Annotated in this window: 19 protein-coding genes; 4 read left to right on the top strand and 15 right to left on the bottom strand. The window is 61.8% G+C overall.

Going from position 1 to position 17,224, the window contains the following annotated elements:
* Positions 1-28 precede the first annotated feature (28 nt).
* The 4 genes from A8B82_RS06945 to A8B82_RS06930 are packed head-to-tail and all read right to left on the bottom strand — an operon-like array spanning position 29 to position 2,880.
* Positions 29-1,072, bottom strand: a complete 1,044-nt coding sequence (locus tag A8B82_RS06945; RefSeq protein ID WP_067290028.1) for an endonuclease/exonuclease/phosphatase family protein — start codon at positions 1,070-1,072, stop codon at positions 29-31.
* Positions 1,072-1,752, bottom strand: coding sequence for a molecular chaperone DjiA (locus A8B82_RS06940; RefSeq protein WP_067290025.1), 681 nt, complete (start codon positions 1,750-1,752; stop codon positions 1,072-1,074). Before A8B82_RS06940 ends, A8B82_RS06945 begins: the two co-directional genes overlap by 1 nt.
* A gap of 31 nt (positions 1,753-1,783) precedes the next feature.
* A complete protein-coding gene (locus A8B82_RS06935; RefSeq protein ID WP_067290023.1) occupies positions 1,784-2,272 on the bottom strand; it encodes a GNAT family N-acetyltransferase in 489 nt (162 codons plus the stop codon).
* Positions 2,269-2,880 (bottom strand): VOC family protein, encoded by a 612-nt coding sequence (locus tag A8B82_RS06930; RefSeq protein ID WP_067290021.1) that lies wholly within the window; start codon positions 2,878-2,880, stop codon positions 2,269-2,271. The genes A8B82_RS06935 and A8B82_RS06930 overlap by 4 nt, the downstream gene beginning before the upstream one ends.
* A 260-nt stretch (positions 2,881-3,140) precedes the next feature.
* Between A8B82_RS06930 and A8B82_RS06925 the strand changes: the two genes are divergently transcribed.
* Positions 3,141-3,773: a phage tail protein gene (locus A8B82_RS06925; RefSeq protein WP_201120760.1), complete on the top strand. Its 633-nt coding sequence runs from the start codon at positions 3,141-3,143 to the stop codon at positions 3,771-3,773.
* Between the two features lie 59 nt (positions 3,774-3,832).
* On the opposite strand, the gene scpA is transcribed toward A8B82_RS06925, so the two are convergent.
* Entirely contained in the window at positions 3,833-5,962 is a 2,130-nt protein-coding gene (scpA, locus tag A8B82_RS06920; protein WP_067290019.1) for a methylmalonyl-CoA mutase, read from the bottom strand.
* The gene (locus A8B82_RS06915; protein ID WP_235604635.1) at positions 5,925-6,917 is read right to left on the bottom strand and encodes a hypothetical protein; all 993 of its coding nucleotides are present in this window, start codon (positions 6,915-6,917) and stop codon (positions 5,925-5,927) included. Before A8B82_RS06915 ends, scpA begins: the two co-directional genes overlap by 38 nt.
* A 99-nt stretch (positions 6,918-7,016) precedes the next feature.
* On the opposite strand from A8B82_RS06915, the gene A8B82_RS06910 reads away from it, so the two are divergent.
* Positions 7,017-7,478 (top strand): DUF4174 domain-containing protein, encoded by a 462-nt coding sequence (locus A8B82_RS06910; protein ID WP_067290017.1) that lies wholly within the window; start codon positions 7,017-7,019, stop codon positions 7,476-7,478.
* A gap of 85 nt (positions 7,479-7,563) precedes the next feature.
* Here the strand turns inward: A8B82_RS06910 and A8B82_RS06905 are convergent, their stop codons facing one another.
* From A8B82_RS06905 to A8B82_RS06875, 8 genes are all read right to left on the bottom strand, one after another.
* Positions 7,564-8,340, bottom strand: a complete 777-nt coding sequence (locus A8B82_RS06905; protein ID WP_067290015.1) for a hypothetical protein — start codon at positions 8,338-8,340, stop codon at positions 7,564-7,566.
* Between the two features lie 6 nt (positions 8,341-8,346).
* Positions 8,347-10,347, bottom strand: a complete 2,001-nt coding sequence (locus A8B82_RS06900) for an acetyl-CoA carboxylase biotin carboxylase subunit (protein WP_067290012.1) — start codon at positions 10,345-10,347, stop codon at positions 8,347-8,349.
* 111 nt (positions 10,348-10,458) lie between these two features.
* Positions 10,459-10,698, bottom strand: coding sequence for a hypothetical protein (locus tag A8B82_RS06895; RefSeq protein ID WP_235604634.1), 240 nt, complete (start codon positions 10,696-10,698; stop codon positions 10,459-10,461).
* 313 nt (positions 10,699-11,011) lie between these two features.
* The gene (locus tag A8B82_RS06890) at positions 11,012-11,359 is read right to left on the bottom strand and encodes a hypothetical protein (RefSeq protein ID WP_067290142.1); all 348 of its coding nucleotides are present in this window, start codon (positions 11,357-11,359) and stop codon (positions 11,012-11,014) included.
* A 78-nt stretch (positions 11,360-11,437) separates the two neighbouring features.
* Positions 11,438-11,584 (bottom strand): hypothetical protein, encoded by a 147-nt coding sequence (locus A8B82_RS24320; protein ID WP_162841705.1) that lies wholly within the window; start codon positions 11,582-11,584, stop codon positions 11,438-11,440.
* A 214-nt stretch (positions 11,585-11,798) separates the two neighbouring features.
* Complete coding sequence (locus A8B82_RS06885; RefSeq protein WP_067290009.1) at positions 11,799-12,179, bottom strand: DUF6497 family protein; 381 nt, start codon at positions 12,177-12,179, stop codon at positions 11,799-11,801.
* Positions 12,176-12,571, bottom strand: a complete 396-nt coding sequence (locus tag A8B82_RS06880) for a cupin domain-containing protein (RefSeq protein WP_067290008.1) — start codon at positions 12,569-12,571, stop codon at positions 12,176-12,178. Before A8B82_RS06880 ends, A8B82_RS06885 begins: the two co-directional genes overlap by 4 nt.
* A gap of 339 nt (positions 12,572-12,910) precedes the next feature.
* Positions 12,911-14,443 carry an acyl-CoA carboxylase subunit beta gene (locus A8B82_RS06875; RefSeq protein ID WP_067290139.1) on the bottom strand — a complete coding sequence of 511 codons (1,533 nt, stop codon included), beginning with the start codon at positions 14,441-14,443 and terminating at the stop codon, positions 12,911-12,913.
* Positions 14,444-14,614: 171 nt separating this feature from the next.
* On the opposite strand from A8B82_RS06875, the gene A8B82_RS06870 reads away from it, so the two are divergent.
* The gene (locus A8B82_RS06870; protein WP_067290005.1) at positions 14,615-15,850 is read left to right on the top strand and encodes a multidrug effflux MFS transporter; all 1,236 of its coding nucleotides are present in this window, start codon (positions 14,615-14,617) and stop codon (positions 15,848-15,850) included.
* Positions 15,851-15,889: 39 nt separating this feature from the next.
* On the opposite strand, the gene A8B82_RS23875 is transcribed toward A8B82_RS06870, so the two are convergent.
* On the bottom strand, positions 15,890-16,120 hold the full coding sequence (locus A8B82_RS23875) for a hypothetical protein (RefSeq protein ID WP_161489429.1): 231 nt from the start codon (positions 16,118-16,120) through the stop codon (positions 15,890-15,892).
* Positions 16,121-16,183: 63 nt separating this feature from the next.
* Here A8B82_RS23875 and A8B82_RS06865 point away from each other — a divergent pair, with 63 nt between their 5' ends.
* Positions 16,184-17,200: a substrate-binding domain-containing protein gene (locus A8B82_RS06865; RefSeq protein ID WP_082899174.1), complete on the top strand. Its 1,017-nt coding sequence runs from the start codon at positions 16,184-16,186 to the stop codon at positions 17,198-17,200.
* The last annotated feature ends 24 nt before the right edge of the window (positions 17,201-17,224 follow it).

Below are 17,224 nucleotides of genomic sequence, written 5' to 3'. Positions count from 1 at the left end.
GATCACAATTTAGCACGATTGCGCGCCATTACACCCCCTGCGGCCCATCCTCGAAATCCAGCGTCACAGGAAAATGATCGGATGCGGTCACAAGGGCCTCGCGCAATGCGTGATCCTGCCAGCATTCCGGGTCGTCCAGCGGATGCCAGATGCGCCAGCGCGCGCCCCGCGCCCGAATATCCGGCGTGACCATCACGTAATCCAGCAGGGCCTGCAAAAACCGCTTTTCCTGCCTGATCCAGAACCGGGCCGTTGTCGGGGCCACGCCAAGTTTGCGCAGCAGCGCCTGCCGCGCATGGGGGTCATAAAGCGCGCCAGCCTCACCCTCCTGCCCCATCACGATTTCGACCGAGGATCTGCCAAAGAGATTTTCAAAGGAATCCAGGCCCGGCCCATCGTTGAGATCGCCCAGCAGCATCAGCGGCGTCGCCTCGGCCAGATGCATGTCGATCCGCCGCCGCAGCCAGACCGCCTGCGCCAATTGCTTGCGCCGGTTCGCGACCCCAAAGCTCAGCACTTCCTGTTCGGTCTTCGCCCCATGCGGCGCTTTCGATTTCAGATGCGCCCCGATCATATGGAACGCAAAGCCGCCGCGCGTCTCGATCGCCAGTTCCAGCGGCGGCTTGGAGAACACCACGAGGTCCTCATGCGCGTCTATATCCAGGTCGATCCGCAAGGCAGTGTCAAACCGCGGTGCGCCGCCGGCCCCTTCCGGCCCGGCGAAATCGCCCCTTGGGTCATGTCGGGGCGTCAGCATCACAGGGTCGTAGAGCAGCGCAATTTCCTGTTGCGTGTCGTTGGAGAACCCCATGATTGCATGGGTGGTTCGCAGGTCGAACCGGTCGGCAAAATGCTCCAGCGCGGCCACTGTCGAATGCGACTTTCCCTGATCGGGGGCCTCGATGACCATGACCGCATCCGCATCCATCGCACGGAACACCTGGCCCAGCGCTGCTGTCTGGTCAGCACGTGTCACGTCATGACGCGAAGACCAGCCGTCATCGTCGAACAGGCGGTCGTCCTGATCAAAAAGCGCCGAAAACCATTCGACGTTATAGGTGGCGATCCGCATCAGGCCGCGCGGCGCGACAGGGTTTCCCAGGCGCGGTTGATGTCGATCAGCCGTTTCTCGGCCATGCGCACCGCCTCTTCGGGCAGGCCGCGTGCGACCAGCGCGTCGGGATGATTCTCGCGCACCAGCTTGCGCCATGCCGCGCGGGCCTCGTCCTGGGTGGCATTGGGCGAAATGCCCAGAACCGTATGCGGCAACGGCGATGTATCCGGCACAAACCGGGCTTTCAGCGCTGCGAAATCACCCTCTGACAGGCCAAAGATACGCGCCACCTCCTCCAGAAAGGCATCCTCGTTGGGGTGATAGGTGCCATCGGCCATGGCAATGTGAAACAGCCCTTCCAGCAGGTCGCGCAGCATGTCCGGCTGATCGCTGAACATGTCGGCGATGCGGCGGGCGTAATCGTCGAATCCCGCCACGTCCTGCCGCGCCAGGTTAAAGACCCTTGCCGCCCCCGCCGTGTCCCCTTCGGCGATCTGGAACACCTCGCGAAAGGCCATGACCTCTTCGCGTGTGACCAAGCCATCGGCCTTGGCCATCTTGGCCCCCAGCGCGATCACCGCAATGGTAAAGGCCACAGACCGCTCCGGCGGGCTGCGCAGGCGGTCGAACACCGCCGCCAGCCCTTCGCCGGAGGTCAGTGCAGACAATGCTTCGGTGATGCGGGTCCAGATCGACATGGTGCCATCATAGGGCCGCCAAGGGGGGAAGTCAGGATGCGGAAATGGTTTTCTGCATCAAAATGAGGTCAAGCCGTTGCCCGGCCTTGAACCCCACCTGCGGCATATGGCCGGTCTGGCGAAAACCCCGCCGCGCGTGAAAGGCGATCGCGCGCGGATTGGCACCGCTGATCGCGGCAACCATCACTTGATGGCCCATGGCAGCGGCCCCGGCCTCGGCGGTATCCATCAGCCTGTCCGCCACGCCCCTGCCCTGCGCAGAGGCCCGCAGGATCACGGAGTGTTCGACTGTCGCGGCATAGCCCGGCCCCGGCCGGAATGGGCCGAAGGTCACAACGCCTGCAAGCCCCTGCGCATCCTCGGCCAGCCAGAATGCCCCCTGCCGCTGCGCGATCCGCTCGGCCATGGCGGTTTCTGTCCATTCATCGGTGGTGAAGGTGGCCAGCGTGTCGCGGATCATGCTGTTCCACAGTTCCGCCACCTGTGCCGCGTCCGGCGCGCCTGCCGCCCGAATGATCACACCAGTGTTCTCGTGCCGGTAGGTGTGTCAAAAGCCGCCTTCAATCCGGCAGTGCCCGCGGCAAAGGTGATGCGCGCGTCGGTCAACATAGGTGCCAGCATCTCGGCCAGTGCGGCGGCGTCGGGGTGGGTGACGGTCAACCGCTCCAACCGGCAACCCGAGGGTGCAAGGCGGGCCGCCGGGTGGTTGCCCCCCTCCCATTGCATGAGCGCGGGCGCGCAATTGTCGAAGGGCAGGATGCCGGAGGCCGGAACCGCCATGCGCCAGCGCAGATCACCCCGTTGCAGGCTGACCGGCGCGCCGAACCCTGCCGGCAGCGCGGCAAGGGTCGCCTCCAGATCGTCGCAGCGGCAAATCCAGTTGGTCAGCCGTGCAGGCCCGGAAAACCGGTCCAGATCGAACCAGCGCGGACGGTCCGGCACCGGAGCCTCAGGATTGACAGCAATCGCTTCGAGGTAGAGCCCGGATTCAAGCCCGAGAAGCGTGTTATGTGTATGAAAAACCGCATGTTCCCCCCCCGGTTGCGGGGTCAGGCCCAGGCTGCGGCTGACGTGGTCTGTTGCCTGTTGCAACAGCGCCCCCGCAACCGCGATGTGATCCAGTTCCATGCGATGCCCCCTGCTGATGCCATTGTAAAAGCGCCCCGCCTGATACTTGAATCGCCAATACCCTGCCGCGCTGCGCGCTCCCGGGACATTGGCGAAGTGATATGCTTCAGGTTAAAAGCGGGACGCTGTAAATATTATAAATCGTTAATTGAGTTTGACGTAAGGCCTGACACAGGTCAAACTGAGGCCGCGAGAATTCTTATTTCAGAACAATTTTTATTCAAGCTCGCAGTATTAACCCATTTCGGAGGATCCTGGACATGTTCACTCTCAAACGTATGACTTCGGCGCTGGCACCTGTTGCCCTTGCTGCCGGTCTAAGCGCCCCTGCCGCGCCTGCCGCCGCACAGGAATTATGGATCGGCCAGATCGTCATGGGCGGCTGGAATTTTTGTCCGCGGACCACAACCGGGGCAGATGGCCAGTTGCTGGCGATCAGCCAGAATGCCGCGCTCTTTTCGCTGTACGGAACGATGTATGGCGGCGACGGACGCACGACATTCGGCCTGCCCGACCTGCGTGGACGGGTGCCGATGCACACAGGGAGCGGCCCCGGCCTGACGTCGCGAGTGCAAGGACAGAAATTCGGCACTGAGACAGTGACGCTGACCGCGGCAGAGATGCCGACGCACAACCACTTGTTGGCGGTCAACAATGACGGCGGAGACAAACGCCGCCCGAGAAATGACTTTCTGTCCTACTCGACCCTGACAGAAGGCCTGCCACCCGAACAGGTCGAAAAGATGTACGCCACGGCGCCAACAGGGTCCGACACCCTGAATACGGCTTCCATCACAAACGCGGGCGGCAACCTGCCCCATCCGAACATTCAGCCGGTGCAGGTCATCCGGTACTGTGTTGTGCTTCAGGGCATCTTTCCATCGCGAAACTGACGTAGCCGCAATCTGATATGGTCAAGGGCCGTCCGCACCTGCGGGCGGCCCTTTGCAATTTAGCTGCGTGCGGCCTGTATCAGTTTCAGGATGTCCTGCGCCGCTGCGGGGATATTGGTGCCGGGTCCAAAGATCGCCTTGACCCCGGCATCATAGAGGAACTGATAATCCTGCTGCGGGATCACGCCGCCACAGATCACCAGAATATCCTCGGCCCCGGCCTCTTTCAGTGCTTTGACCAGTTGCGGGGCCAATGTCTTGTGACCGGCGGCCTGAGAGCTGATGCCGATGACATGCACGTCGTTGTCCACGGCATCCTGCGCCGCCTCTGCCGGGGTCTGGAACAGCGGGCCCACGTCCACGTCGAACCCGATGTCGGCAAAGGCGGTGGCGATCACTTTGGCCCCCCGGTCATGGCCGTCCTGGCCCATCTTGACCACCAGCATCCGCGGGCGGCGGCCTTCGGCCTCGGCGAAATCCTCGACTGACTTCTGGATCGCGGCAAAGCCTGCGTCGCCCTCGTAGGCGGCACCGTAGACGCCTGCCAGGGTCTTGACCTCAGCGCGGTGCCGACCGAATTGTTTTTCCATTGCCATGCTGATTTCTCCCACCGTGGCACGTGCGCGCGCGGCCTCTACCGCGCCTTCCAACAGATTTCCGCCTTCTGCCGCGCGGCGGGTCAATTCACCCAATGCGGCGGTACAGGCGGCCTCGTCGCGGCTGGCCCGGATGTTTTGCAGACGCTTGATCTGACTGTCGCGCACGGCGACATTGTCCACGTCCAGAATGTCGATCGGGTCTTCCTTGTCGCGGCGGTACTTGTTGACGCCCACGATCACCTCGTCGCCCCGGTCGATGTTGGCCTGCCGCTGGGCCGCGGCCTCTTCGATGCGCAGTTTCGGCATGCCGGAGGCAACGGCCTTGGTCATGCCACCCATCTCCTCGACCTCTTCGATCAGTTTCCATGCCGCATCCGCCAGATCGGCGGTCAGCTTTTCAACGTAGTAGGAGCCCGCCAATGGGTCGACCACATTGGTCACACCGGTTTCTTCCTGCAGGATCAGCTGCGTGTTGCGCGCGATGCGGGCGGAATGGTCGGTGGGCAGGCCAATCGCCTCGTCCAGCGAGTTGGTGTGCAGCGACTGGGTGCCGCCCAGAACCGCCGACATCGCCTCGTAAGCCGTGCGCACCACGTTGTTGTAGGGGTCTTGTTCGGCCAGGCTGACACCGCTGGTCTGGCAGTGGGTGCGCAGCATGGAGGATTTGGCATCCTTGGGCGCAAATTCTTCCATGATCCGGCTCCACAGCAGGCGCGCGGCGCGCAGCTTGGCCGCCTCCATGAAAAAGTTCATGCCGATGGCAAAGAAGAACGACAGGCGCGGCGCGAAACGGTCCACGTCCATACCGGCGGCAATGGCCGTGCGCACGTACTCGCGCCCGTCGGCCAGCGTGAAGGCCAGTTCCTGCACCAGGTTCGCGCCCGCCTCCTGCATGTGATAGCCCGAGATCGAGATGGAGTTGAATTTCGGCATCTCGTTGGCGGTATATTCGATGATATCCGCGATGATCCGCATCGAGGGTTCGGGCGGATAGATATAGGTGTTGCGGACCATGAACTCCTTGAGGATGTCGTTCTGGATGGTGCCGGAGAGTGCCGCACGGTCCACGCCCTGTTCCTCGCCCGCGACAATGAAGCTGGCCAGGATCGGCACCACCGCGCCATTCATCGTCATGCTGACGCTGACCTTGTCCAGCGGGATGCCGTCGAACAGGATCTTCATATCCTCGACGCTGTCGATGGCCACGCCAGCCTTGCCCACATCACCCTCGACGCGGGGATGGTCGCTGTCATAGCCCCGGTGTGTCGCCAGATCGAAGGCGACAGAGACACCCTGCTGGCCCGCTGCCAGATTGCGCCGGTAGAAGGCGTTGGATTCTTCTGCCGTGGAGAACCCGGCGTATTGGCGGATGGTCCAGGGACGGCCCGCATACATCGTGGCCTTTACGCCGCGCGTGAACGGTGCCTCACCGGGGACGGACCCCAGATGATCAAGCCCCTTGGTGTCTTCCGCCGTGTAAAGCGGCTGTACGTCGATCCCCTCCAGCGTGCGCCATGTCAGATCGTCCAGGCCGCGCCCGCGCAGTTCCTTTTCAGCGATGCTGCGCCACTTGTCTTTGCTCATGTCCATGTCCTTTTGTCGTTTGCGCCGGAGGCAGGCTTGGGCCCGCTCTTTTCCGGGTTTCATCCTCTGTCAGTGTCGCCAGACCATCGGCACCGGCGGTCAGCCAGTGCAGATCGTCTGAATATCGTTCGCGCAGGGCTGCCGCCTGCGCTGTTGTGAAGGGCTGCCAGCGCCCTTGCCCACGGGGCAGAAGCGTCGGATCGCTGCCCTGGTCGGCCAGCACCCCGCGCAGGTCGTTCAGCGGCAGCGACCGGTTCAGCCACAGCATCTGCGGCTTGCCGGGCAGGCGCAGATCAACCGCTTCCTGCAGCATCCTTTCGGGTCGGCCCGCGAAAGTCTCGAACGGCATGATCCTGATATCCGCATCCGGCACCGCGCAGGCCAGATCGGTGATCACATCGCGCCAGCTGCGGGTGCTTTCCGCGATCCGGGCATATTTCGCCGCATCATGGATCTTGTGGCCCCGTGCCGCCGTCAGGGCCGAGGCCGAGGCCCACCACAGGTCCTGCGCGCGGATCGACAGGACCACGCGCGACACCCGCCCGCCAAAGGCCGCGGCAAGCCGGGCCATCCGCTCTCCGACAGCGGGATAAAGTGCGGCGTGGCGAAACCCGTAGGTGCAGGTGCCCAGCATGTTCTCATCGCTGACCAGCAGTTTCGTGATGCCCCGCGCCTCTGCCTTGGCGGTCAACATGCGCACCCGGCCATCGGCGCGGTGCGGCGCACGGCGCGGAATGTTGTGGAACATGCCCGGAAACACCGATTTGCGGGTCCGGCCCGGCCCCCAGAAGCCGATGCCGTTCTGATCCAGCGTCCGAATGTGGTCCCGAACAAAATGCTGAAATGTGGTGGTGCCGGTGCGGTGCGCGCCGAGGTGCAGAATGACATCCATGATGCTCTGGCCCATCTTTTGCAAAAAGGCCGCCCGGTCCGGCCACATCACGGGGATAGCCCCGGTCATGGCCTCAAAACCCTTGCAGTGTGCTTAATGCGCGCAGTCCCGAGAAAGTGCATCGCATTTGCCGGCCCAACCCCTATATACAGGGACAGGGGAGATCTTATGAAACGCCTGTTGATGCTTGTTTTTGCTGGAATTTTCGCAACTTCAGCCGCCGCCCAATCGACCGATACCGGCGATGACGGGCTGTTGTTTGCACCCGCCGACATGGCGGATTTAAGTGAATTTCGCTGGAAAAAGCGCCCCGTGGTGGTCTTTGCGGACAGCGCGGACGACCCAGCCTTTATCGAACAGATGGAATTGCTGCGTGCCCAGCCCGAGGAACTCGCCGCGCGCGACGTGATGGTTTTGACCGACACGGACCCGGACGCACGCGCGCCCTTGCGGCTGAAAATGCGGCCGCGCGGCTTCATGCTGGTGCTGGTCGGCAAGGATGGCGGGATCAAGCTGCGCAAGCCGTTTCCCTGGGACGTGCGCGAGATCACCCGCAGCATTGACAAGATGCCGATGCGCCAGCGCGAAATCCGCGAGCGCAAGGAGGCCGAGGGCGTCATCCTGCGCTGAACCTTGTGGGATGGGCCCGCCTGCCCTATATTGAAGGGGCAAGAGGCAGGGAGCAAGATTATGGAAAAAGACCCAGACATCCCGTTCACACCGATCCCCGTGACATGGCGGACCGGCCCGCGTCCGGGCTATTGATCACCCGATCGGCGGCAGCACTGCCGCCGTCTGAATAGGCAAGGATCAGTTTGAGGGCATATTTCCCGAAAACAAACGCCTGTTTCCGCATCCCCACATAATCCGAATAGATCGCGATCCGCCGTTCTGCATCCAGGGTGCGAAACGTGTCCCCGCGCATGTCCTCGGCCAGGCCGGACAGCGATTTGATCAGGCTGTAATAGGCGACAATGGCGTCGATGGTCTGGCGCGGCAGCACGTCGATTTCCGCGATCACGGCGTCATAGACATGATCGTGCTGTTCGCGCGGCAGAAAGGGGACATAGTTCGGCTCCTTGCGCATCCGGTCGATCAGCGCGTTCACGTATTGCTCTGAACTATCGGCTTCCCAAAGCGATTCCAGCGTATTGCCGATCTCGGCATAGAGCGCCTTGTGATAGTCGCGCAGCTTCTCTGCCCGCGCGCGCGCCTTGCCACCTTCGGCAAAGATCGCGGTGGTCAGCCAGCCGGTGGCAATCACCAGACCGGCGATCATCGCCTGCCCCACACGCGGGTCGATCTGCCCCATCAGCGGTAGCGCCAGCCAGATCAGCGCCCCCAGGACCAGCACCACCGGCAGGCCGATGGTCAGAAAGAATTGCGCGATGATCCGCCCGGCAACCCGCGCTTCCCGCCACACCGCCAGCAGCACCGCGCAAAGCGCGACACCAGCCAGCAGGATCAGCGGAAAGGTCGGGGTTGCCAGCATGGGATCTTATTCGAACTCCATGATCACGTCATCAACGGCAAGGCTGTCGCCTTCGCCCGCGTTGATCTTGGACACGATGCCCTTGCGTTCGGCGCGCAGGATGTTCTCCATCTTCATCGCCTCGATGGTGCACAGCGCCTGGCCATCCTGAACCTCGTCGCCCACGGCCACCGACAATTTGACCACAAGGCCGGGCATCGGGCACAGCAGCAGCTTGGAGGTATCGGCGGCCACCTTCTCGGGCATCAGCCGGGCCAGTTCGGCCTGACGCGGGCTGCGCACATGCACCCGCAGGTCGGCCCCGCGCGTGCGGATGCGGAACCCGCCCGAGATCTTGCCGACCTTCAGCACCAGCGGCGTGTCACCAACCGTCATTTTGGCCAGTTGGTCGCCCGGCGTCCAATCGCCACTGACGCGCAGGTCCGCGCCATCCTCGAAGCGCACTGTCGCCCCGGCCTGATCGGCCTGAACCGTGAGGTCAAAGGACTGTCCCTGCACGGCCACGTTCCAGGCGCTGCCCACCTTGCGTTCGTGGTTGTCCATGCGGCCCGACACGCGGGCGCGCCGGATCTCACCCACCCGGTGCATCGCGGCGGTGGCCGCCGCAATCCGGCGCAGATCGGCCTCGGGCAGTTCCACGCCTTCGAAGCCGGCTGGATATTCCTCGGCGATGAAGGCGGTGGTCATGTCACCCGACACAAACTTGGGGTGGTCCATCACGGCGCTGAGAAACGGCAGGTTGTGCCCGATCCCCTCGACCTCGAAACTGTCCAGCGCCACGCGCATCCGCTCGATCGCCTCGGGCCGTGTTGGTGCCCATGTGCAGAGCTTGGCGATCATCGGGTCATAATACATCGAAATCTCGCCGCCCTCATAGACGCCGGTGTCATTGCGCACGATGTGATCATCCTCGACCACCTCCTCCGGCGGACGGTAACGGGTCAGCCGCCCGATGGAGGGCAGGAAGCCGCGATAGGGATCTTCGGCGTAAAGCCGGTTCTCGATGGCCCAACCGTTGATCTTCACATCGTCCTGCGCCATCTCCAGCTTCTGGTTGTCGGCCACCCGGATCATCTGTTCGACCAGATCGACCCCGGTGATCAGCTCGGTGACCGGGTGTTCCACTTGCAGGCGTGTGTTCATCTCAAGGAAGTAAAAGTTCTTGTCCCCGTCCACGATGAATTCCACGGTGCCCGCACTGGTGTAGCCCACGGCCTGCGCAAGGGCGACGGCCTGTTCGCCCATCGCCTTGCGGGTCGCCTCGTCCAGGAACGGGCTCGGGGCCTCCTCAACCACTTTCTGGTTGCGGCGCTGGATCGAACATTCCCGTTCCGCCAGGTAGATGCCGTTGCCATGGGCGTCGCACAGCACCTGAATCTCGATATGGCGCGGCTGGGTCACGAATTTCTCGATAAAGATGCGGTCATCGCCAAAGGAATTGGCCGCCTCGTTCTTGGAAGACTGGAAGCCCTCGCGCGCCTCCTCGTCGTTCCAGGCGATCCGCATGCCCTTGCCGCCGCCCCCGGCAGAGGCCTTGAGCATCACCGGATAGCCGACCTCATTCGAGATCTTCACGGCCTCCTCTGCATCCGCGATCAGGCCCATATAGCCCGGCACCGTGCTGACCCCGGCCTCCTGCGCGATCTTTTTGGAGGTGATCTTGTCGCCCATCTTTTCGATGGCCCCAACGGGCGGGCCGACAAAGGCGACACCGGCGGCACTCAGCGCCTCGGCGAACTTGCTGTTCTCGGACAGAAAGCCATAGCCGGGATGCACCGCCTCCGCGCCGCTGGACTTGACCGCCTCCATCACCTTGTCGATCACGATATAGGACTGGTTCGCCGGGGCCGGACCGATATGCACCGCCTCGTCGGCCATCTGCACATGCAGCGCGTTCGCATCCGCATCGGAATAGATGGCAACGGTGGTGATACCCATCCGGCGCGCGGTCTTGATGACGCGGCAGGCGATTTCGCCCCGGTTGGCGATCAGGATTTTCTTGAACATGCACTGTCCTTCTTGGTCTTGGTGAAAACGCGGAAACCCCGCTGCAGCGGGTGCTGCGCGGGGTCAGTTAAGCGGGTTTCAGCGCCGGTGTGGCGCTGACGGCGTGTCAGATCAGTAGGATTTGCACTTGCCGGGGTTGAGCTGGCAATAGGCCAGGTTCGCGCCTGCGCCGATGGCAGCGCCCTGCAACAGGCTGCCGCTGGTGATGGCTGCGGCACCGGCACCAACCGCACCGCCCGCAAGCGCCTGCTCGCCGATGTTGTCGCCGCAGGCCGCAAGCGCGCCGCAGGCGGCAACCGCCAGCACGACGTTGCGGGCCGATTTTGATGTAACGTGGATATGCTCGAACACTTGCCCGTTCCTTCTTTTTTTGTTTGCGAAGCGTCAACGCGGCAATTGCGTGCCGGTTCCCGCCGAGCTTCGATTTTTTGCCCCCCATGTCCCCCGTCTTGTGAAAAAACGGGCAGCAGGGATGTGACCCGCTGCTGCCCAGAGGGGGAAGGGGTATGGTCTAGATGCGAGGTTGGCCAACTGGTTTGGTCTGCGCCACCCTCAAGGCGGACGTTGGCCCAAGCGCGCGGTGCCGGAAAGCCCATACCGCGCGTTGCCGCAAGATCGGCCAAGCCCCGCTGAAATTCGGATGACACAGGCAAATTCACGCCGATCACCCCTCGAAAGCTTCGGGAAAGGAGGCGCGGGCGATTCTCTCGTCAATGACCAGCATCGCCTCGTAATCCGCCGCATCGAAAGGGTCCGTGGCGGGCAGCACCTCGCGCCCGAACAGCCAGGAAAGCCGCCCCGCATCCAGATTGCCCCGCTCGAACGGCTCGGGGCCGAAACACTCCCACAGCGCTTTCATGAAAGCGGCATCGGCGCGCCGGTCAGCGGCCTTGCGGTCCGAACGCCGTTCCCGGCGGGTCAGCGGTGTGACCCCCTTGGGGTTCGGTCGGCGGATTGTGAATTGGAAATCGGTGCCGGGCAAACGGCCCGGAAACCCGCGATGTTTCAACATATAAGCGGGCATCACACATCCCTCCCGATAGCGAGGGGCGTGTTCAGGGCAGGCGCGAACGCCTGCCCTGGGGAAGGCTTACTTGTATTTGCCTGTGTATGTCGGCTCAACCGAGATGGGCTCGGGATCGACGACAACGTATTCTTCGTCGGTCTGGCCGCTGGTGCAGGCCGAAATTGCGGCGATGAAGCCGAAGGCTGCGATGAGTTTGATGCTCTTGGACATCTAAGTCTCCTGTCATTGTTGATGGGGCGCGGCACTGCTACATGCCTCGCACGCCCCGGTTCAGAGGTAAGGGATACCTGGGTATTCCTTGAGCGCAGATTACGGCAAAGGAATGTCCAATGATACGGGGGCCGCGTCAATCGGCACGTATGTGACTCCAAAGCATCAGAAATCGGCAAAGCCCCGCCCCGAGCCGCAATATATGGTGGCCGCATCACAAACTCTCCCAAATGCAGAGGTCATTCTCTACGTGAAATGCCTCGAAAAACTGAGTCACCTCAGGGTCTGCGACGCCAAATTCGGTCTCGCGATCGGCCAGTGAGATGACGATGACATCACCGGTCAGATCGTATTCGCTGATGTAGGGCAGTGCCAGTTCCTGGCACAGATGCATCATGTCACCGGCGGCTGTCTGATAGTCGATTTCACCCGTGTCGCGGGCAATCGCGGGTGCGATCAGGCGAAAGCGCAGCCAGGTCTGCGGCCCGACGGAGTCCACCAGTACCTCCTGCAGGGTCACCGGCTGGCCAGACGGCACATCAAGCGCCAGCGCGGGCGTGGCGGCCAGCAACAGGGCCAGGGCGGCGGTTCTCATGGTGCCGCCTCCTCTGCCGTGGAGAAATCGGCGGGCGAGATGATCTCGATCAGTTCCATGTCGTCGGAATGGCGGACCTCGCGGTGGGTAATGCCCGGCGGTTGCAGCACACAGGACCCGGCGCGCAGGATGTGTTCGCCCTGCCCTTCGTATTCAAAGACAACCCAGCCCTTGGTGACATAGACCATCTGGAAATCCAGGTCGTGGGAATGCCAGGTGCCGGGGGATTCCATGCCCGGCACCGCACGGATCACATGCGCGCCATATTTGGCGGTGGTGGCGGATTTGATGCCAAGATCGCGGTATTCAAAGAACGGGCGCAGTCCGGCGCCTTCGAAGGTGCCGGAGTCCGCGTGGGAGATGGTGAAGGATTGATTCTTCCAAAGTGTCATAACACCCAGCCTTCAACCCAATGCACCGCGCGCCGTGCCGATCGACTGCCCAGGGGAGGCGATCCAACATCGGTTTTCTGGCACTTTATCTCGGATGCGCAAGTGCGCGTTGTCCTGGAGGCGCAGGTGTCGATCAATCGCCTGCCCAAGGGGTGGGCAGACGATGGGCACGGCGGCCACAAGCGGCCTTGTTCCGTGCCTTCGCAGGCAATGGATGGATCTACGGATCGCCGGGACTCGAAGGGAGAGATCATACTGCTATCCGCTCGCTATTCGACGTCGACGCCAAATACATTTTTGTCTCCGACCTGATCGGATATTCGCGCACCCTTTGCCCCCTCACAACGGAATGTTGTCGTGCTTCTTCCAGGGCGTCACGACCTTCTTGTTGCGCAGCGACGCAAAGGCGCGCGCCACCCGTTTGCGGGTGGAATGGGGCATGATCACCTCGTCAATGAACCCGCGCTCAGCGGCGACAAAGGGGTTGGCGAAACGGTCCTCGTAATCCTTCGTGTGCTGGGCGATCTTCTCGGGGTCTTTCAGGTCCGCGCGATGGATGATCTCGGTCGCACCCTTGGCACCCATCACCGCAACCTCCGCCGTGGGCCAGGCATAGTTGAAATCGGACCGCAGATGCTTGGACGCCATCACGTCATAGGCCCCGCCATAGGCCTTGCGGGTGATCACCGTGACCATCGGCACCGTCGCCTGCCCATAGGCGAACAGGAGCTTGGCACCGTGTTTGATCACCCCGCCAAATTCCTGTGAGGTGCCGGGCAGGAAGCCGGGGACGTCCACCAGCGTCAGGATCGGGATCTCGAAGCAGTCGCAGAACCGCACGAACCGCGCGGCCTTGCGTGATGAGTCGATGTCGAGGCACCCTGCCAGCACCATCGGCTGGTTGGCGACAACGCCCACCGTGCGCCCCTCGATGCGCATGAAGCCGGTGATGATGTTCTTGGCGAAATCCTCCTGAATTTCGTAAAAATCGCCCTCGTCCCCCAGCTTGAAGATCAGTTCCTTCATGTCATAGGGGGTGTTGGCGTTGGTGGGCACCAGCGTGTCAAGCGATGCCTCGATCCGGCCCGGATCATCAAAGAACGGGCGGACGGGTGGTTTTTCGCGGTTGTTGGCAGGCAGGAAATCCACCAGGCGGCGCACCTCTGCCAGCGCCTCCACATCATTGTCAAATGCCGCATCAGCAACGGAGGATTTGCGCGTGTGGGTGATGGCACCACCCAACTCTTCTGCGGTGACCTGTTCGTTGGTCACGGTTTTCACCACGTCGGGGCCGGTCACGAACATATAGGAGGTGTCCTTGACCATGAAGATGAAGTCGGTCATCGCGGGGGAATAGACCGCCCCGCCCGCACAGGGGCCCATGATGACGCTAATCTGCGGGATCACGCCCGAGGCTTCGATGTTGCGCTGGAACACTTCGGCATAACCGGCAAGGCTGGCAACACCTTCCTGAATGCGCGCGCCGCCGGAATCGTTGATGCCGATGACCGGCGCGCCGTTCTGGATTGCCATGTCCTGAATCTTGCAGATCTTCTGCGCATGGGTTTCTGACAGCGACCCGCCAAAGACGGTGAAATCCTGACTGAAGACATAGACCAGGCGGCCATTGATCGTCCCCCAGCCTGTGACCACGCCGTCGCCTGCCGGGCGCTGCTTCTCCATGCCGAAATCGGTGCAGCGGTGCGCCACGAACATGTCGAACTCTTCGAATGACCCCTCGTCCAGAAGCAGATCAATCCGCTCGCGCGCGGTCAGTTTGCCGCGTCCGTGCTGCGCGTCGATCCGGGCCTGACCGCCGCCCAGACGGGCATCGGCGCGGCGCACTTCGAGCTGTTCGAGAATATCTTTCATGGAAGGTCCCCCAATGCTGGTTTGCGCCATAGTATTCTTGTGAGGGCCCAAGATGAAAGCATCTTTCTGAATATTTGCAAACTCTATGCATTATTGCATTTGCAAATTGCGAATTAGCAAAGCGCCAAACGGGCATGGACAATTTTCCGCCCTCGGACTAATTGCATTTGCATGAAAGACATTCAGCCCACCGCGCCCGTGATCCGATTCCTGGACCGCAGCACACCGCCATACATCCTGACCTTGATTGTGCTGGCCGGCCTGTCGGCGCTGGCGATGAATATCTTCCTGCCGAGCCTGCCCCAGATGGCTGACTATTTCGGCACATCCTATGCGGTGATGCAACTGTCGGTGCCGCTGTATCTGTTGTGTTCGGCGGTATTGCAGCTGTTCATCGGCCCGATTTCAGACAACCTCGGTCGGCGGCAGGTGATGATCTGGGCTCTGGTGCTGTTCATGCTTGCCACGCTTGGCTGCATTTTCGCCCCCAATGCCGCGATATTCCTGCTGTTTCGCATCGCACAGGCGGTGATCGCGACAGCCATGGTCCTGAGCCGGGCAGTGATCCGCGATCTCTATTCGCAAGATCAATCGGCGTCGATGATCGGCTATGTGACAATGGGCATGGCGTTGGTCCCGATGATCGCCCCCGCCGTGGGCGGCGCGATCCAGCAGTATTTCGACTGGCACGTGACCTTCTGGGCGATGTTCGCCATCGGCGGCGCGAGCCTTGCCCTGGTGATTGCAGACATGGGCGAGACAGTGCAGGCCTCCGGCAAATCCATGATCGCGCAGTTTCGCGAATATCCTGAATTGCTCCGCTCCCCCCGCTTCTGGGGCTATGCGCTGGCCGCCGGGTTCTGTTCGGGTGCCTTCTTTGCCTATCTTGGCGGCGCACCTTTTGTCGGCTCCACAGTCTTCGGGTTGGACCCGTTCTGGCTGGGAATCTATTTCGGCTCTCCGGCTGTCGGCTATTTTGCAGGCAACTTCCTGACCGGTCTTTTCGCCACCCGTTTCGGCGTGAACGCGATGGTGCTCTGGGGCTGTATGGCCAATGCCATCGGCGGCTCCGTTTCGCTGCTGATCTTCCTGTCCGGCTTTGGCACTGCGCTGACCTTTTTCGGGATGATGACATTGGTCGGCCTGGGCAACGGGCTGTGTATCCCCAATGCCACGGCGGGGATGCTGTCGGTCCGGCCCCACCTGGCCGGCACCGCATCGGGCCTGGGCGGCGCAATCATGATCGGCGGTGGATCGGCGCTTGCGGTTCTGGCGGGCATGTTGCTGACGCCTGAAACCGGCGCCTACCCGCTGCTGCTGCTGATGATGGCCACGGCCATCGCTGGCCTGGGGGCGATCATGGTGGTCATCCGCCGCGAAAAGGCGCTGGGACTGACGCCGCGCTGACCAGCGCCCCCGTTCGAATAGAAGTCCAGGAATTACACATCAGTTCGGGCTTTCCCGAACCGATGCGTGGCTGACCTGCTGAAACTGAAACACACCCTTTAATTCCGACGCTGCAAGGACGCCCATCATGTCACCTTGCGCATGCAGAAAACCCTCGGGTTTGGGATTTATTTCAGTACATGGGAAAAATTTGATACCGTGTTGACCGGCGACAGATTCGCCCTGATGTTCGGAGGCGCAGAAAAAACCATTGCGTGAAATTTCTGTCATTCCGGCTGTGATCATGGAGGATAGCAGTCGGACGGCCACGCGATAGAGCTAGGGAGGATGCTCATGAAAATTACGACTCTGAAGGGGTTCATCGCCTCAACCGTGATGGCTGCAAGCCTTGCGGGTGCGACCACAGCCACCGCCGAAGGGATCATGTGTGAGCCCGGAGAAACATACATCATGAATGTCATGGTATCGGGTCACCCCTATTGGGTGCCGGTCTATCAGGGCTTCAAACAGGCCGCTGCGGCCTTTGGATGTGACACCGTGTTCTCGGGCACGCCCGACTACGACATCACCAAGCAGATCGCTTCGTTTGAACAGGACCTGATCAAATCGCCGGCAGGTATCCTGCTGCACCCGATGCAGTCCGATCCATTCATCGAACCGATCAACCGGGCAATCTCCAGCGGCACCGAGATTGTGACCTTTGCTGCGGATTCGCCCAATTCGGAGCGCACGGCCTATATCACCTCGGACAATCTGGCCGAAGCCAAGTTTGCCGCCGACGAAATCGTGGCACAGGTTGGCGACATCGCCGAATATGCCGTGCTGGAAAATCCGGGGCAGTCCAACCACGACCTGCGTGTCACCGCACTGATCGACTATATGGAAGCCAACTATCCCGACATGAAGCTGGTCGGGCGTCAGGCGACCAACCAGGACAGCAACGCGGCCTATCGTGCGACGGCCTCGATCATCCAGGCGAACCCGAATATCGCCGCAATATGGATCCCAGAGGCCGGATCGGCAGAAGGTGCGGTTGCGGCAAAGCTGGAAGCCGAATCCGATATCCTGATCATGCACGCGGATGTGACACCAACAACGCTGGAGCACATCCGGGCCGGCAACATCCATATGGCGCTGAACCCGAACCAGGGTGTGCAGGGCTTCATGGGTTTCATGGCGGTGCATCTGGCCAACCGGTCGGAAATCTTCGATCCGTTCAACGACTGGAAAACCTCCGGTTTCAATCCCGTGCAGATCCCCTTCATGGACAACGGGTTTGCCGTGATCACGCAGGAGAACGCCGACAGCTTTGATCTGAACGTCTATATGGAAGGCCGCGATCCGTCCTGATCGGGCCGAACCATGCACCTCATG

The organism is Sulfitobacter sp. EhC04 (assembly GCF_001650875.1).
Classification (GTDB): domain Bacteria; phylum Pseudomonadota; class Alphaproteobacteria; order Rhodobacterales; family Rhodobacteraceae; genus Sulfitobacter.
The sequence above is the reverse complement of the archived record's forward strand: the minus strand, read 5'-3'. Positions and strand labels throughout refer to the sequence as shown.

Coding starts and splice junctions, on each gene's coding strand:
- A8B82_RS06945 (WP_067290028.1), bottom strand. CDS start 1,072: ATGCGGATCGCCACCTATAACGTCGAATGGTTTTCGGCGCTTTTTGAT.
- A8B82_RS06940 (WP_067290025.1), bottom strand. CDS start 1,752: ATGTCGATCTGGACCCGCATCACCGAAGCATTGTCTGCACTGACCTCC.
- A8B82_RS06930 (WP_067290021.1), bottom strand. CDS start 2,880: ATGGAACTGGATCACATCGCGGTTGCGGGGGCGCTGTTGCAACAGGCA.
- A8B82_RS06925 (WP_201120760.1), top strand. CDS start 3,141: ATGTTCACTCTCAAACGTATGACTTCGGCGCTGGCACCTGTTGCCCTT.
- scpA (WP_067290019.1), bottom strand. CDS start 5,962: ATGGACATGAGCAAAGACAAGTGGCGCAGCATCGCTGAAAAGGAACTG.
- A8B82_RS06915 (WP_235604635.1), bottom strand. CDS start 6,917: ATGACCGGGGCTATCCCCGTGATGTGGCCGGACCGGGCGGCCTTTTTG.
- A8B82_RS06910 (WP_067290017.1), top strand. CDS start 7,017: ATGAAACGCCTGTTGATGCTTGTTTTTGCTGGAATTTTCGCAACTTCA.
- A8B82_RS06905 (WP_067290015.1), bottom strand. CDS start 8,340: ATGCTGGCAACCCCGACCTTTCCGCTGATCCTGCTGGCTGGTGTCGCG.
- A8B82_RS06900 (WP_067290012.1), bottom strand. CDS start 10,347: ATGTTCAAGAAAATCCTGATCGCCAACCGGGGCGAAATCGCCTGCCGC.
- A8B82_RS06890 (WP_067290142.1), bottom strand. CDS start 11,359: ATGTTGAAACATCGCGGGTTTCCGGGCCGTTTGCCCGGCACCGATTTC.
- A8B82_RS24320 (WP_162841705.1), bottom strand. CDS start 11,584: ATGTCCAAGAGCATCAAACTCATCGCAGCCTTCGGCTTCATCGCCGCA.
- A8B82_RS06885 (WP_067290009.1), bottom strand. CDS start 12,179: ATGAGAACCGCCGCCCTGGCCCTGTTGCTGGCCGCCACGCCCGCGCTG.
- A8B82_RS06880 (WP_067290008.1), bottom strand. CDS start 12,571: ATGACACTTTGGAAGAATCAATCCTTCACCATCTCCCACGCGGACTCC.
- A8B82_RS06875 (WP_067290139.1), bottom strand. CDS start 14,443: ATGAAAGATATTCTCGAACAGCTCGAAGTGCGCCGCGCCGATGCCCGT.
- A8B82_RS06870 (WP_067290005.1), top strand. CDS start 14,615: ATGAAAGACATTCAGCCCACCGCGCCCGTGATCCGATTCCTGGACCGC.
- A8B82_RS23875 (WP_161489429.1), bottom strand. CDS start 16,120: ATGACAGAAATTTCACGCAATGGTTTTTTCTGCGCCTCCGAACATCAG.
- A8B82_RS06865 (WP_082899174.1), top strand. CDS start 16,184: ATGAAAATTACGACTCTGAAGGGGTTCATCGCCTCAACCGTGATGGCT.